Below are 15665 nucleotides of genomic sequence, written 5' to 3'. Positions count from 1 at the left end.
TGCGGCATCATTGACGCGGCTCGCCCGCGAAGCAAGGTGGACGGCGCGGGCAGGCGAGACGGATTGCGTCGCTGGCAGGGAGGAAAAGCTTGGCTGTAAAACGGCTTGCCATCGTCACCGGCGACCACCATGCGCCCGATCCAACCAAACTCGGCCATGCCTATGGCGCGGAGGATTTCGCCGCGCACTCCGCGATGGTGGAGGCTTTCTCATCGCTCGGGCGCTTCGAGATCACCGTCTTCAATGCCCATGACGGGCTTTTGGAGAAGCTTCTGGCCGCCAGGCCCGATCTCGTCGTCAATTTCTGCGACACGGGGCTCTTCAACCGGCCGCGCTTCGAGCTGCACCTGCCGGCATTCCTGGAGGTTCACGGCATCGCCTATACGGGGGCGCCGCCCCAGGCGATGGTGACGGCCTTCGACAAGCAGGCGGTGCGCCTCATCGCCGAGGCGCTCGGCGTGGAGGTGCCGCGCGAGGCGTTCCTGCCGGGCGGAATGGGCGAGATTCCCGACATCTTCCCGGCGCTGCTGAAGCCGAACCAGGCGGACGGCTCCGTCGGCATCACCCAGCATTCGGTGGTGCGGGATGCGGCGGAGGCCCGGGCCTATCTCGCTTTTCTCGCCGAAATCCTGCCCGGGGCGGACGTGCTGTGGCAGGAATACCTGCCCGGCCCCGAATACGGGATGGGGCTGATCGGCAATCCGGAAACGGAGCTTTGCGCCCTGCCGCCGCTGGAGGTCGACTTCTCGCGCCTGCCGGAGGGGCTCAACCCGATCCTTTCCTTCGAATCGAAGGCCGATCCAAGCTCGCCTTACTGGACGGAAATCAGGTTCCGGCGGGCCGAGATCGAGGATGAGGTGCGCGAGAGGCTGGAGGGCTGGGCCAAGCGCCTCTTTCACCGCTTCGGTTTGCGCGACTATGGCCGCTTCGATTTCCGCTGCGCCGCGGACGGGCGGCCGAAGCTCCTGGAAACCAATCCGAACCCTGCCTGGGCCAATGACGGCAAGCTCGCCTTCATGGCCTCCTTTGCCGGGATCGCCTATCCGCGCATGCTGGAGATGATCGTGGAGGCTGCCGAGGCGCGGATCGGGGGCGGGGCCTGAGCGCTCAGACGAGCTTGCGGGGGATCGACAGCGCCCAGTGGCGCGAGGCGAAGGGCATGTCGCCCTCGAAGGCTTCGAGGTCTCCGGAAAACATGAAGAAGGCCGGGGTCGCCGAAAGGCTCGTCTTCAGTTCCACCCGCACCGACCAGTCGCCGCGCTTCAGGATGGCGCTCTGCTGCAGATCCGTCTGGGCGGAATTCGGGTCGTCCTCGGCGATGCGGTAGCGCTTGAAGAGCGTGTAGCCGAGATCGAGGTCGATCTCGTTGATGCGTGCCATGGAGGCGTCGAACTCGCCGCCCTTCAGCGTGTAGATCATCTCGTTGGTTGCAAGGTCGATCTCCAGGACGCGCCTCATATCGAGATGGCGGAGCTTCTGGTGATGCGTGCCGGGGGCCTCTTCCGGCGCCTCGAATGGACGCAGATCGGCGTCTTCCGGCCGCGGCGGGCGGACGGGAAGCGAGAGCGTGCCGGTGCCGGTGCGCACCGTCAGCGCGGCCTTCTGCGGGCTCGGCCAGACGAGCGGCCAGTAGGCGGTGGAAAGGCCGAGGCGAAGACGATGGCCTGCCGGCAGGCGCTGGCCGAGGTCGTCGAGCTTGATGCGGACGCGGTACCAGGTTCCCGGGGTCAGAGCCTCGGGAAATTCGTGGCTGTCGCGGTGGGCGAGATTGAGCACGCCGTAGGAGATGCGCGAGGAGGCGCCGGTCTCGTCGACGTCGCAGAGCCGCGCGACGAGGAGGGCAACCGGCTGGTCCGACCTCACGTCGAGCTCCAGTTCGGGTGCGCCGAACAGATCGAGCGGTTCCTCCAGGGCGTCGCTGTCGAAGACGAGCGAGCCGCCATCGTCCGGACGCTGGTCGCGCGGCGCCTCGCCGTCGGAACCGAAGCCGCACCATTCGCCGGCGCGCACGCCCAGCGTCTGCGGCGAGGAGAAGGGGACCTCGTGGACCTCGCCCGCCTGCGGCGCGAGATAGCCCCAGTTGAGGAAGAGTTTTTTCGCCGTCATGCGGGGGCTCGGCCATTCGCTCTCGGCGATCCATCGGCCGGGGCGAACGGTGTATTGCGGCTGCGGCGGGATCGAATCCTGCAGCCAGGCGCGCATCACGGGCTCGTCCATGATGCCGGCGTCGATGCCCTTCAGCCAGTGGTCCCACCAGCGGACCGCCTCCTGCAGGTAGCCGATGGCGGGGCCCGGAATGCCGTTATGGGGGAATGTGTGCGCCCATGGGCCGATCAGCCCCTTGCAGGGGCATGAAAGACCTTCCAGGAGGCGCGGCACGGCGTTGGTGTAGCCGTCGGCCCAGCCGCCGATGGCGTAGACCGGGCATTCGATCGCCGAATAATCCTCGCAGACCGAGCCATGCTTCCAGTAGGCGTCGCGCCATTGCCGGCGCAGCCACACGGCGGGGTAGGGGAGAACCTGCTCGATGCGGTGGCGCCAGGTGTCGCGCCAGCCCGGTCCGCTGATCTGCGGGTCCGGCGGCAGCGCATTATAGAAGGTGAGGATCGAGCCCCACTGCATGTTCTCGTTCAGCAGGCAGCCGCCCTTGTAATGCGCGTCGTCGGCGTAGCGGTCGTCGGAGGCGCACAGCGTGATGATCGCCTTCAGCGCCGGAGGACGTAGTGCCGCCACCTGCAGGGCGTTGAAGCCGCCCCAGGAGATGCCTGTCATGCCGACTGCGCCGGAGCACCATTCCTGCGCGGCGATCCATTCGATCACGGCGAGCGCGTCGGCGTGTTCCTGGGCCGAGTATTCGTCGTCGAGGAAGCCGTCGGAATCGCCGGAGCCGCGCAGGTCGATCCGCACGCTCGCATAGCCGCAGAGGGCGAAATAGCGGTGCATCGGCTCGTCGCGCGAGCGCATGAAGTCGCGCTTGCGGTAGGGGATCATCTCCACGATCGCCGGCACCGGCTTTGCCGGCGCGTCTTTCGGCAGCCACAGGCGGGCGGCGATGCGCGCGCCGTCCGGCATGGCGATGAAGACGTTCTCGATCTCCTCGATCGCGGCCAGGCCCGTCTCGTCGAGGCAGGGGGCCATGCCTCAGCTCCCGCTGCGCCGGCCGCGCTTGGGCAGGAGCTGCTGCGTCGACCAGAAGCTCAGCGCCAGCTTCTCGCGGGCGCGGCGGCCGGCCTCCAGGTCCCAGGTGTTGACGATGGCAAGCCGGAAGCCGCCGGGCGGCATGGAATGCCAGGAAGGCGGGCGATCCTCGTGAAACGTCACCTGCACGCTCGTCACCTCCGGCTCGGCGCGGATTTCCTCCAGCACCGAGGCGGGCGGGTGGCGGTATTGCAGTCCGTGGCCGCCGAACAGGACGACGGAATATCCCTCCCGCCGGCCGGAATCGTCAAAGTCCCAGCGCCCCTCGGCATAAAGGCGCACAAGCGCCTCGACCCAGGGGCGGCCGCCGTAAAGGTCGGGCCACTGATCGGCAAATCGCAGATGCGCCTCGATGATTTTGGCGCCGATCGTCTCCACATTGACCATGCCGGTGTAGGTGGCGAGGTTCTTTCGCAGCCAGGCCGCGACGTATTCCTCGATCTCGGGCCGGTCCTCGGCCAGCACCGTCCAGTAGTCGAACATGCCGCCCTCGAGCGGCGCGCCGGTGGTGTGGCGCCACCAGACGGGCTCGCCGTTCACCACCGCGATGTCGGTGGAGACATGCTCGCCGGAAAGCAGCGGCATCCAGATATGACCCGGGCGCTGGAAGGCCTTGTATTCCTTCGCCGTGCGAAAGACCCGACTGCCGGTGCCCATGCCGCGCATGTTGAAGACGGGCTTGGAGAAGACGGGGAAGGCCGGGGGCTCCAGACCGTGCGGGCCGCACAGCATGCCCTGGCTCTCGGCGACGGCGAGCTTGTTGTAGAGCCATTTGTGCTGCGGGAACCAGGACCAGGCATCCCCGTCCTCGGTCGGCACGTTCACATCCTCGGGACACGGAATGCCCTCGAAATACTGCAGGCGCCACGGATCCGCTTCACAGATCGGCATTCGTTCCTCCGGGTGCACGGGCCCCTCGATGCTCGGGATTAACGCGCTGCCGGGCGAAATGCCACGGCCCCGAGCCGAGTTTATTCGTTTCACGGAAGGAAACGGAAAGCATTCTGCGATTCTCTGTCCGACGCTTCGCAATCCGTGCTTGCCGGTAAGAATCTCCTCATCTTCCGGCGCTAGCGTGCAGGCGACGTATCTTGCACAAGCAAGCGACGAGGAAACGCATGTACAGTGCAAAACCGCTGACAGGCGGGACGACATCTTTCGGCGGGGACAAGCCAGCGGAAACGGCTGCTTCGGCAAACGCGGCGGCCGTAGAATGGCTGCCGGGAACGGATGCGCAGGCCGAGCCCGCGCCGCACACGCCGCCACCTTTTCTCCTTCACAAGAATCCGGGGACGAACATCGCGAAATTTCCGGCCGGCGGCCGTCGCGACGCGGCAGGCGCGCCCAAACCCGGCCTTTCGCTCATCGAGCGGCGGCGCGGCGCGGTGCGTCTGTCGACAGCCATAGACGCCTTCATCGTGGCGCAGGATCGCGAAGTGCGCCGTTGCATCATCCGTGACCTTTCGACCAACGGGGCGCAGCTCGAATGCGAGGAGGCGATGGCACTGGGGGGTGAGGTGGTCCTCGCCGTGCCGAAGGCGAACATCGCCATCACCTGCGAGATCGCCTGGCGGCGCGGTACACGGATGGGCGTGCAGTTCCACCGAGGGCGCATGACCAGTGCACAGATCGAAGAGCTGCTGCACCTCTAGTCCCGGGCGCGCTCTGCTCACGAAAGCGGGGGCAAGCTCCGCCGCTCTTCATTCCGATCTTCCTCCCGGATTGTCCTGTTGTGGGGTGGTGCGCGCGCGGGCCGTCGATGCGGCCTTGCGGCATTTGAAAAGGCCGGCGGCTTCTCTAACTTAGAAGAAGTTCAGGGTGAGGCTGTCGCCGCGGCGATGGCGACCACCGCAAGGGGGCGCATGGGCTTCGAAGGACCGCATTTGAGGATGGGCGCCGCCCGGCGTGCCGCGGCCGAGAGCCATGCGGGCGAGACCAACGTCCTGCCGTTTCCCGCCTGCCAGAGCTTCGGCCCACTTACGGATCATGCGCCGAAATTCTCGCCCGCCGAGGCCGAGGAGATGGAGCGCATCCGCTGGTTCGTGCTCAAGAGCCTCCTGTCCTCGCAGACGGATATCGAACGCGCCTGCTTCCTGCTCGCCGGCGAGGAGGATGTATCGCTTGAGCGATTCGCCATCGCCTTCTTCCGCGCGCTTGCAAGCAAGGCAAGGCGGCCTCTCACCTTCTACCGGCCGGGCGCCGCCGCCTTCTCGGAGGACGAGATCTGGCTGGCGCGACTTATTTGTGCATGGCGCGATGGAGATGAAGCCGGGGCTCGTGCGTTAATTGCCTGGCGGGTGCGCCCTGAAGGGCACCGCTGGCTGCGCTTTTTGTCGCGTGGTCTCGCGCTCGCTCTGCCGCTTCAAGGTCTTGAAGACGCCGATGCGAAGCGCTAGTTTAGAGATATTCTAATTAGTCACTGGCCGATGCCGAACGGAAAAATGGAGGGCGAAATGGGTCTGGTTGCAGCGAAAATTGAACCGGGTGCGAAGCAGGATATCGTCGAGGGCCTCACGCAGGCGGTCGCCGAGACGGCGGTCGTCATGAGCAAGGCGCAGAATTTCCACTGGAACGTCACGGGCATGGCTTTCGGGCCGCTGCACGACCTCTTCCAGAAGATCTACGAGGACCATTTCGAGGCGATGGACGACCTCGCCGAGCGGATCAAGGCGCTCGATGCGCATGCCGAGGGCCGGTATTCCAAGTATCTGGAGCGCAGCACCGTCGACGAGCATGATGGGCATGCCTCCGACAACGACATGGTCGCCGCGATGCTCGCCGATCAGGAGACGCTCTCTTCGACGCTTTCGGCGCTCTGCTCCGTGGCCGACAAGCATGGCGACTGGGCGACCAACGACCTCGCCACCGAGCGCGTGGCCGTGCACGACAAGTTCGCCTGGATGCTGCGCGCCCATCTCGGCAAGACGGCGTAACGAGGCTTTCCGCCGCGCGGCTCCGGTCGCCGCGGCTCTGGAATTCGGCGAGGGCCGGTGCGAAAGCGCCGGCCCTTTATGCATGCTGCCTGCAAGAGAGGTGGGATGAGAGCGGGCGACTTCCGCCGCTGTCAGGCCTCGACCGTCAACTTGTCGAGCGGGCAGGGAACGCCGCGCTTTTCGCACTTCTTGCGATAGGCGACGGCCCAGAAACCCAGGCCGCGCTGCTCCTCCAGCCGTGCAACGATTTCGCGGAAGAAGGCCTTCTTGTCTGCCTTCTGGTCGAGCCGCTTGAAAAGCGACTTCTCCTCCTTCGTCATCGAGCAGCCGATGCAGCGCCCCTTGCGTTTGTACTTGCACACATCGATGCAGGGCGAGGGCGCTTCTTTCCAGGTCTTGCTCATGACGATCCGTAAGCGGTGAGGGGAAATCGGAATTGCCGCGCGGTCCGCAACCAGCCGACCTTGGCATTCTAGCCTGACAGATTTGTCGTTCCTTGCGCCACGTCAAGCGTCCCGCGGCCAGGGAGCCGAAGCGGCCTCCGTGCGTTAACCGACTTTGCCGGCAAAGTTGTCATCGTCGCGCCCGCTGTTGACAGGGTTTGTGGGACACGCCAAGCGAAAAGGCGGGGCGAAGGCGGCAGCAGGCTGCAGGGAACGGAAGTCGGAACCAGAAGTGGTCATTGCAGAGAGCGAGTCGCGTTTCCGCAGGATCGCAGACAGTGCGCCGGCGCTCATTTGGGTGAGCGACGCGGAAGGTCGAATCATCTTCGCCAACCGCCACTACGAGACCGTTTTCGGCGTGACCGCGACCGAGATGCTGGGAGACGGCTGGCAGCGGGTGATGGTCCCGGGAGATCTTCCCAGCTTCTATGCCGCTTTCATGACGGCCTTCGCCACGCATCAGCCCTTCAGGACCGAAGTGCGTTTCATCGACAAGGACGGAGCGATCCGCTGGTACCGGTGCGAGGGCGCTCCCCGGTTCGACACGGGTGGGACTTTCCTCGGCTACACCGGCCTCAACATCGATATCTCGGAAGGCAGGCTGGCAGAGGAGGAGCTGCGCCGTTCGGAGGCGAAGTTCCGTACGATCGCCGAATCCATGCCGCAGATCGTCTGGTCCAGCCTGCCCGACGGGCGCCACGATTATTTCAACCAGCGCTGGTTTGAATTCACCGGCCATTCGGAATGGGAAAATGCCCGGGACTGGCGCTCCATCGTCCATCCGCAGGATTGGCCGAAGGCGCATCTCGCCTGGCAGGAGGCGCTGAAGACCGGCGAGCCCTACGAGTACGAATTCCGCCTGCGCCGGCGCGACGGCGACTATCAATGGGTCCTTGCGCGCGCACTTCCCGTCTATGAAGACGGCAATGGCGAAATCGTTCGCTGGTTTGGCACCTGCACCGACATTGAGGATCAGATCGCGGCCCGCCAGGCCCTGGCACGCAGCCAGGAGGAGCTGGAGCAGGTCGTCGGGGAGCGCACGGCGGAACTGCAGGCGGCGAACGAGAAGCTCCTGAAGGAGATCGCCGAGCGCGAGCAGGCCGAGGAAGCGCTCCGGCAAGCCCAGAAGATGGAGGCCGTCGGCCAGCTCACGGGTGGCGTCGCGCACGACTTCAACAACCTGCTGACCGTCATCTCCGGTAACCTGGAGGCGCTCCTGCGGCGCCTCGACAAGGACGAGATCGACTTTTCGCGGATCAAGAGCGCGGCCGAAAACGCCATGCGCGGCGCGCAGCGCGCGGCGACGCTGACGGAACGTCTGCTCGCTTTCGCCCGCCGGCAACCGCTCGCACCCAAGCCCGTCGATCCGAACCGACTGGTGACGGAGATGGTCGATCTGCTGCGCCGCACCCTGGGCGAAACCATCGAATTGAAGACCGAACTTGCCGAAGACGCCTGGCCGATCCTCGCCGACGTCAATCATCTGGAAAGCGCGATCCTCAACCTCGCGGTGAATGCGCGCGACGCCATGCCGGAAGGGGGCGTGCTCACCATCCAGACGGTCAACCGTTCGGTTTCGGAGCCGCGGGCGAGCGACCTCGATCCGGACATGGAGGGAGGCGACTACGTCTGCATCTGCGTCGCGGATACCGGTTCGGGCATGAGCGAGGATACGCTGCAGCACGCCTTCGACCCCTTCTTCACCACCAAGGAGGTTGGTGCGGGGACCGGCCTCGGCCTCTCTCAGGTCTACGGTTTTCTGAAGCAGTCGGAAGGTGGCATCACGCTCAATTCGAAGGTGGGACAGGGAACGGAGGTCTGCCTCTTCCTGCGCCGCTCCGCAGCGATGCCGGAAGAGGCGAAGATCGAGCCGGTGCCGACCGCGCCGATGGCTGATGCAGCCCGCGTGCAGACCATTCTGGTCGTGGAGGACGACGAGGATGTGCGCCGCTATTCGACCTCGCTGCTGGAAGAGCTCGGCTATGTGGTCATCAGCTGCGGAAACGGTGCGGAGGCGCTCTCCGTTCTGCGGGCCGGCACGCCCGTCGATCTCCTGTTCACCGATGTCGGGCTGCCGGGCGGCCTCAACGGGCGCGAGCTTGCCGAGGCCGCCAAGGAGCTGAGGCCCGAACTCGGCGTCCTGTTCGCCACCGCTTATGCCCATGACGTCTTCGGCGACGACGAGGGCATGCATCCGGATGCGGAGATCCTGCGCAAGCCGTTCCAGAACGCGGTGCTGGCCCAGCGCGTCAGCGAAATTCTCCTGCGGAGCCGCGATGCCAGCCGTGGCAAGGCGAAGGAGGCAAGCACCGCCCGGACCATCCTGGTGGTGGAGGACGAGGTCCTCATCTCCATCCTTGCGGTCGACCTTTTGGAGGAGCTCGGCCACGAAGCCGAGACGGCGGCCAATGCAGAGGATGCCATCCGCACTTTTGTGGAGCAGCCCGACCGGTTCGGCGCGATCATGGTCGATCTCGGCCTGCCGGACCGCGACGGCAAGGAGCTGGCGGTCGAGCTCAGAGCGATTGCGCCATCCGTGCCGATCATATTCGCCACCGGACATTCGGTCGCCGAGCTTGAGGCGCAATACGACCACGATCCGCGTGTGAAGGTGCTCGGCAAGCCATATGACGGACGCGGCCTTGCCTCGGTGCTGAATGAACTCGGCGTCGGCGGAGCCTGATCGGCATCTGACGGAAATTTAAGTTCGTCCTTTTGCCCCAGGCATCTAGAATGGGATTCTGACGCGCCCGATCTCGGCAGGCGTGGCGCGTTTTCCTTGTCTTGCGTGCGGGGTACCGCTCTTTGACCTTCCTGAAGCAGGTGGTCGGCATCGCGATTGCCGCCGTCGTGATTTTCGGCGGCTACCAACTGGTCGATGACTGGCTCGAGCCGGACAGCCCGGCGCGCGACGCGCGCGCGGCGCGCGGGCCCTCGGCCATTCCCGTCGAACTCGCCGTTGCAAGGGCCTCGCCGATGGAGCGCACGCTGGAGGCGGTCGGCACCACGCGGGCGCAGCGATCGGTCGAGATCGTGCCTCTCGCCTCCGGCCGGGTGACGGAACTGAGCTTCGAGTCCGGCGAAAAGGTGGAGAAGGGCGAGGCGCTGCTTCACCTGGACGACGATATCGAGGCGGCCAATCTCAAGGAAGCGGAAGCAAAGCGGCTTGAGGCGGCGCGGGCCCTGGAGCGTGCCGCATCGCTGCGCGAGTCAAAAACCGTCACCGCCGCCACGCTGGAGACCCTGACGGCCGCGAGCGTTACCGCCGAGGCCGAGCTCGCCCGTGCGCAGCGGCGCCTCGACGACCGCACCGTGCGCGCTCCCTTCGGCGGCATCACCGGCCTCAAGCGCGTCGATCTCGGCGCGCGGGTCGACGATCAGACGGTGGTGACCACTCTCGACGATCTTTCTTCCGTGGAGGTGGAGTTCGCCCTGCCCGAAACGGTCTTCGGCGAGGTGAAGACCGGCCTGCCGGTGCGTGCCGAAAGCGTCGCCTTTCCCGGCCGCGATTTCAGCGGGAAGATCGTCGCCATCGACAGCCGGGTCGACGGCACTTCGCGATCCTTCAAGGTCCGCGCAGCCATCCCGAACTCCGATCTTGCCCTGCCGGCGGGCATGTTCATGAACCTCGCCGTCGTTCTGGAAAAGCGCGTCGTCGTCCTGGTGCCGGAAGAGGCCGTGATGGCGGAGGGCGAAGGCTCCTTCCTCTTCGTGGCCGACGGCGAGACGGCACGCCGTCGCTTGGTGGAGATCGGGCAGCGGCGTTCGGGCATGGTGGAAGTCGCCGAAGGCCTTTCCGATGGAGAGAAGGTCGTCACCCGCGGCATCCAGCAGCTGCGGGACGGCTCGCAGATCCGGCCGATCAAGGATGCGGCCGAGCCGGAGGACGGCTCGGGCGGCCTCGGATGATCCTTTCCGACATCTCGATCAAGCGGCCGGTGCTCGCGGCGGTCGCCTCCATCCTGATCGTCGTCTTCGGCCTTGCCGCGCTCTTGGGCATTCCCGTCCGGGAGCTGCCGGATGTCGACACGGCCGTCGTCACCGTGACGACGACCTATGCCGGTGCGGCGCCGGAGATCGTCGACACCGATATCACCGAGACGATCGAGGGTGCCGTTGCCGGCATCTCGGGCGTCAAGTCGATCAGCTCTCAAAGCCGGCGCGGGCGCAGCCGCACCACCATCGAGTTCGTCATCGGCCGCAATATCGACGAGGCGGCAAACGATGTCCGGAGCGCCGTCGCGCGCGTGCGCGGGCAGCTGCCGGATGACGTCGACGAACCGCAGGTGGTCAAGAACGACGCCGACGCCGATCCGGTGATCCGCCTCGCCGTCACCTCCTCGCGCATGAGCGGGGCGCAGATCACCGACTATCTGGATCGCTTTCTCGTCGACCGGCTGGCAACGCTCGACGGCGTCGCCAATGTCGAGATCTTCGGCGAGCGGCGCTATGCGATCCGCATCTGGCTCGACCGCGAGGCCCTGGCGGCCCGCAACCTCACCGTCGCCGATGTCGAAAGCGCCATCAAGCGCAACAATCTGGAGCTGCCGGCCGGCGACGTGGAATCGCGCAACCGACTTCTCGCGGTGCGGATCGACAGCCGGCTGACCAATGTCGACGCCTTCTCCAACATGGTCGTCGATCGCGTCGCCGGGTATCCGGTACGTCTCAGGGACGTGGCGCAGGTCGCGCTCGGGGTGGCGGACGACAACACGCTGGTGCGCTCCAACGGGGCCGAGGCGGTCGGCCTCGGCATTTCGCGCCAGTCGCAGGCGAATACGATCGCCATCTCGCGCGCCGTTCAGGCGGAGCTGGAACGCATCCGTCCGACGCTGCCGGAAGGCATGCAGATCACCGTCGGCTCGGACGATGCCGTCTTCATCGGCGCCTCCATCCGCGAGGTGCTGATCGCGCTCGGCATCTCGCTCGTTCTCGTCGTCCTCGTCATCCTTCTCTTCCTCCTTTCCATCCGCGCGACGCTGGTGCCGGCCGTCACCATTCCCGTCTCCCTCATCGGCTGCTTCATTCTCATCTCGGCGCTGGGCTTTTCCATCAACGTCCTGACGCTGCTCGCCCTCATCCTCGCCATCGGCCTCGTCGTCGACGATGCGATCGTCGTTCTGGAGAACATCCAGCGGCGCATCGACGAGGGGGAATCGCCCATGGTGGCGAGCTTCCTGGGATCGCGGCAGGTGACGTTTGCGGTGCTCGCCACCTCCCTGACGCTGATCGCCGTCTTCGTGCCGATCTCGTTTCTGAAGGGGCAGGCCGGGCGGCTCTTCACCGAATTCGGCTTCGTCATGGCGAGCGCCGTCGCCATCTCCACCTTCGTGGCGCTGACCTTGTGTCCGGTGCTCGCCTCGCGGCTCCTCAAACGCCATCGCGGCACCGGCGAAGACGGCAAGCCGGCGCGGCGCTCGCGCTTCCGCGAAGCCTACGGCGCCCTCCTGCGGCGCTCTCTCGACATGCCGCTCGTCGTCCTCTTCGTCGCGCTCGTCATCGCCGGTGGCGGCATCGCTCTCTACCAGGAGTTGCCGCGCGAGCTGACGCCGAGCGAAGACCGGGGCATCGTCTTCATCCCGCTGACGACGCCGCAGGGCTCCACCACCGGCTATACGGATTCGGAAGTGCGCATCCTGGAAAAGGAGCTGCAGCCGCTTCTGGAAAGCGGCGACGCCGACACGATCTACTCGATCGTCGGATCCGGCGGGCGCCCGTACCGGGCCTTCGTGATCGTCCGCCTCGCTCCCTGGGAGGAGCGCAGCCGTAGCCAAACCGAGGTGCAGCGCGCCATCATCCCCGCCGTCGGCAAGGTGATCGGCGCGCGCGGCTTTCCGGTGACGCCCTCTGGCCTCGGGCTTCGCGGCAACCGCACGCCGCTCTCCGTCGTCATCGGCGGTCCGGATTTCGACAGCGTGAAGGAATGGGCGAACGCGCTCCTGGAGAAGGCGAAGGAAAATCCGGGCCTGCGCAACCCGGAGGTCGATTTTGAGGAGAACCAGCCGCAGGTCGATATCCGCCTGGACCGTGAAAAGCTCGACGATCTCGACATCTCGGTGGAGACGGTCGCCTCCACGCTGCAGACCATGCTCGCCTCTCGCGAGGTCTCGACCTATGTCGACCGCGGCCGCGAATATCCGGTGATCGTCCAGGCGCAGGCGAGCGACCGGAGCCAGCCTTCCGACATCGGCAACATCTTCGTGCGCTCGGGCGACGGGCAGACGCTGGTGCCGCTCGTGGCGCTGACGCGCCTGTCGGAAAGAGCCGCCGCACCTGAACTTAACCGCTACGACCGGCTGCCCTCCATCACCCTGCAGGCGGCGCTGTCGGATGGCTACGACCTCGGCTCGGCGATCGATTACATCCGCGAGGCGGCGGCCGAGACGCTGCCGCCGGAAGCGAGCATCGCCTTCTCCGGCCAGTCGCAGCAATATCTGGAGACCTCCGGCGGCGTGGCCGTCACTTTCGGTCTCGCCATCCTCATCGTCTTTCTGGTGCTGGCCGCCCAGTTCGAGAGCTTCGTGCACCCGCTCGTCATCATGCTGTCGGTGCCGCTCGCCTTCGCCGGTGCGATCTACTCACTCTATTTCGCCGGCCTTTCGCTCAACATCTACAGCCAGATCGGCATCATCCTGCTCGTCGGGCTGATGGCGAAGAACGGCATCCTGATCGTGGAATTCGCCAACCAGCTGCGCGACGAGGGCAAGGAAGTGCGCGAGGCGGTGATCGAGGCCTCGATCCTGCGTTTCCGGCCGATCATCATGACGGTGATCTCCACCATCCTCGGCGCCGTGCCGCTGGTGCTCGCCTCCGGCGCGGGGGCGGAATCGCGCAGTGCCATCGGCGTCGTCATCATCGGGGGGCTGGCGCTCGCCTCGCTGCTGACGCTGGTGGTGACGCCGGTGCTCTACGACCTTCTCGCCCGCTTCACCGAACCGCGCGGCGCGGTCGAGAAGCGCCTCGAGGCCGAACTTCCCTCGCGGTCCTGAGGGGGCGCGCAAGGCGCGCCCTTCAAGCTCCTGATCTTCTCAGATGATGGCCGGGCAGTCTCAGGCCTGGCGGTCGGCCAGCTCCGGCTCGGTGAGGCCCAGCACGGCTTCCATCGAGCTCTCGCCTGCCTGGGCCGGATGGCGCACCATCAGGTCGGCGAGCGTGTGCTGGTCGAGGACTTCGGTGAAGGCCGTCAGCGCCTGGCTGAAGATGCGGTTGACCGGGGAAAGCGGGCGGATCGAGCAGTCGATCGGCTCACCGAAGCAATCGGCCTCCATGGAGGTCGATTCGGTCAGACGAACGACATCGCCGAGTCGGATTTCTTCCGGCGCGTGCGCCAGACGCACGCCGCCGGTGCGGCCGCGCATGGTCTTGAGGAAACCACCCTGCACGAGAAGCGCTACCAGCTTGGCGACGTTGTGCTCGGTGATCAGTGTCGTGCGCGATATCTCGCCCGCATTGGTCAGCCGCCGGACGCGAGCGCAATGCAGGAGAATCCGCAGGGCCTGGCTTGTCTGTTTGGTGAGGCGCATGCGTTTCCCGGTTTTCCCTGGCCCGCAGCTGAGACAGCGAGCCAGCACAGCAATATGCCCCGCAAGAGGAAACCGTCAACGGGATGCGGGTCAAATACCTGCGACCTTACGTTGCATCGGTCGGCTTGATTTTCTTCGGGGTCCTAGCGAATGCGGCTGAGGGCGCGCGCGAGATTGTCCTCGATGGCGGAAAGCGCCGAGGTCGTGCTGGCGATCTCGTCGGTGGAAAGGGCTCGCCCCGCGATGGAGGCGAGCCTTTCCCAAGCCGAATCGATGGCGCTGAGAGCCTGCTCGCCTTTTTCCGTCAGACGGATGCTGCTGCGCCGGTGGTCGGTGCGGTCGTGTTCACGCGCGACGAAACCGGTGCTTTCCAGTCGCTCGATCATCTTGCTGATGGTCGGCGGGCGCACCTGCAAAGAGGCGGCAAGCTGCCCCGGCGTGCTCGGCGTGTCTCGCAGTTCTCGCAGGAGTCCGTCCTGCCCCGGATGCAGCCCGATATGGGAGAGCTCGATGCCGAGCCATGCGCGGCACAGCTTTGCCGCGCGGGTGAGCGACTGGACAGCTGCCGCGCAATCGGCTGCCGTGGCGCTCCGCGGAAGAGGAGCCTGCTCCTTCTCCCGATCTTTCATCTCCAACAGAGCCACCTCCCACCGCATACGTCTTCGAAGTTTCCGTTCTTCGATGCGGCGTCTGCGGCCGAGATGCATTAAAGTAGCTTAAGGTGCCTGCCAGCGGCGCGGAAACCAGGCCGTGTCGATCGAATAAAAGCGGTCGGAAAAATCTGTGAGGGATCTCGCCCGATCGAGATTGGGAAAGCTGATGTAGCGCCCGTCGCGTTCGATCAGGCCCGTCTCGCTCAGTTCCTTCACCGCATGACTGACGGAGATGTTGCTGAGGCCGACCATGTCGCCGATCAGCTCCTGCCGGAGCGGCATCTCCAGTCCGTCCTGCATGTCCGGGTTGGTGATTCTCAGGCGCGCCAGGCATTGCAGGAGAACGAGGAGCACCCGCTCGGCAGCGCCCATGCGGCCCGTCGCGCGCAGACGATCCATGATCGTTGCGTGGTCGAGCACGGCGAATGTGTAGAAAAGCGCCGTCAGGCCGGCCGAGCGCACGAAAATCTCGTTGAGACTGCTTTTCGGAAAGGGACAGACATGGGCGTCCGTTGCCGCGGCGACGCCGTAGGCGCTGCGCTCGAAGGGGGCCTGGCTCGCACCGACGATATCTCCGGGAAAATGAACCTCGAAGATCTGCCGGCGGCCGTCCATCGTGTGGGTATATGTGTAAAGCCAGCCCCGACCGACGATATACATGTCCTTCAGAGGGCCGGCCTCTTCGACCAGTATCTCATCGCGCTTGAGGTCCCGGCCTGTCTCCTCAAGCCGTGAGAGGAGCTTTTTTTCGTCGTCCGTCAGGTCGAGGTAGTACGAGATCTTGCGGATCAGACAACTCTGGTTCTCGCCGGCCATGTCATTTCCCATTCCATTGACGAAACGCGGCTGGCGCGCCGCCGCTGTCCCGAGCCGAGATCGTGCTGAGCGGATGCGGCCCAGACTTGGTTGCCCCTT

The 15665-nt window shown here is 65.7% G+C and carries 13 protein-coding genes; 7 read left to right on the top strand and 6 right to left on the bottom strand.

Annotated features, from left to right (window positions below):
- The first annotated feature begins 89 nt into the window (after positions 1–89).
- Positions 90–1103 carry a hypothetical protein gene (locus CLD20_RS02330; protein ID WP_224404976.1) on the top strand — a complete coding sequence of 338 codons (1014 nt, stop codon included), beginning with the start codon at positions 90–92 and terminating at the stop codon, positions 1101–1103.
- 4 nt (positions 1104–1107) lie between these two features.
- Here the strand turns inward: CLD20_RS02330 and CLD20_RS02325 are convergent, their stop codons facing one another.
- Positions 1108–3138 (bottom strand): CocE/NonD family hydrolase, encoded by a 2031-nt coding sequence (locus CLD20_RS02325; RefSeq protein ID WP_224404975.1) that lies wholly within the window; start codon positions 3136–3138, stop codon positions 1108–1110.
- A 3-nt stretch (positions 3139–3141) separates the two neighbouring features.
- Positions 3142–4089: a hypothetical protein gene (locus CLD20_RS02320; protein ID WP_224404974.1), complete on the bottom strand. Its 948-nt coding sequence runs from the start codon at positions 4087–4089 to the stop codon at positions 3142–3144.
- 200 nt (positions 4090–4289) lie between these two features.
- On the opposite strand from CLD20_RS02320, the gene CLD20_RS02315 reads away from it, so the two are divergent.
- The 3 genes from CLD20_RS02315 to CLD20_RS02305 all read left to right on the top strand — a co-directional run bounded on the left by CLD20_RS02315 (position 4290) and on the right by CLD20_RS02305 (position 6131).
- A complete protein-coding gene (locus CLD20_RS02315; RefSeq protein WP_224404973.1) occupies positions 4290–4850 on the top strand; it encodes a PilZ domain-containing protein in 561 nt (186 codons plus the stop codon).
- A gap of 186 nt (positions 4851–5036) precedes the next feature.
- A complete protein-coding gene (locus tag CLD20_RS02310; protein WP_224404972.1) occupies positions 5037–5594 on the top strand; it encodes a hypothetical protein in 558 nt (185 codons plus the stop codon).
- Between the two features lie 57 nt (positions 5595–5651).
- A complete protein-coding gene (locus CLD20_RS02305; protein ID WP_224404971.1) occupies positions 5652–6131 on the top strand; it encodes a Dps family protein in 480 nt (159 codons plus the stop codon).
- A gap of 131 nt (positions 6132–6262) precedes the next feature.
- Here CLD20_RS02305 and CLD20_RS02300 read toward each other — a convergent pair whose 3' ends face one another.
- A complete protein-coding gene (locus CLD20_RS02300) occupies positions 6263–6535 on the bottom strand; it encodes a DUF1289 domain-containing protein (protein WP_224404970.1) in 273 nt (90 codons plus the stop codon).
- Between the two features lie 199 nt (positions 6536–6734).
- Here CLD20_RS02300 and CLD20_RS02295 point away from each other — a divergent pair, with 199 nt between their 5' ends.
- The 3 genes from CLD20_RS02295 to CLD20_RS02285 all read left to right on the top strand — a co-directional run bounded on the left by CLD20_RS02295 (position 6735) and on the right by CLD20_RS02285 (position 13563).
- A complete protein-coding gene (locus CLD20_RS02295) occupies positions 6735–9257 on the top strand; it encodes a PAS domain S-box protein (RefSeq protein ID WP_370636760.1) in 2523 nt (840 codons plus the stop codon).
- A 122-nt stretch (positions 9258–9379) separates the two neighbouring features.
- Positions 9380–10483, top strand: a complete 1104-nt coding sequence (locus CLD20_RS02290) for an efflux RND transporter periplasmic adaptor subunit (RefSeq protein WP_224404968.1) — start codon at positions 9380–9382, stop codon at positions 10481–10483.
- Positions 10480–13563 (top strand): efflux RND transporter permease subunit, encoded by a 3084-nt coding sequence (locus CLD20_RS02285; RefSeq protein ID WP_224404967.1) that lies wholly within the window; start codon positions 10480–10482, stop codon positions 13561–13563. Before CLD20_RS02290 ends, CLD20_RS02285 begins: the two co-directional genes overlap by 4 nt.
- Positions 13564–13623: 60 nt before the next feature.
- Here CLD20_RS02285 and CLD20_RS02280 read toward each other — a convergent pair whose 3' ends face one another.
- The 3 genes from CLD20_RS02280 to CLD20_RS02270 form a co-directional block, all read right to left on the bottom strand.
- Entirely contained in the window at positions 13624–14097 is a 474-nt protein-coding gene (locus CLD20_RS02280) for an Rrf2 family transcriptional regulator (RefSeq protein ID WP_224404966.1), read from the bottom strand.
- 143 nt (positions 14098–14240) lie between these two features.
- On the bottom strand, positions 14241–14804 hold the full coding sequence (locus CLD20_RS02275) for a MarR family winged helix-turn-helix transcriptional regulator (RefSeq protein WP_224404965.1): 564 nt from the start codon (positions 14802–14804) through the stop codon (positions 14241–14243).
- A gap of 9 nt (positions 14805–14813) precedes the next feature.
- A complete protein-coding gene (locus tag CLD20_RS02270; RefSeq protein ID WP_224404964.1) occupies positions 14814–15566 on the bottom strand; it encodes a Crp/Fnr family transcriptional regulator in 753 nt (250 codons plus the stop codon).
- Positions 15567–15665 lie beyond the last annotated feature (99 nt).

Source organism: Afifella sp. IM 167 (assembly GCF_020144925.1).
Classification (GTDB): Bacteria; Pseudomonadota; Alphaproteobacteria; order Rhizobiales; family Afifellaceae; genus Afifella.
Note: the sequence above shows the minus strand (reverse complement) of the source record. Positions and strands in the feature narration are given on the sequence as shown.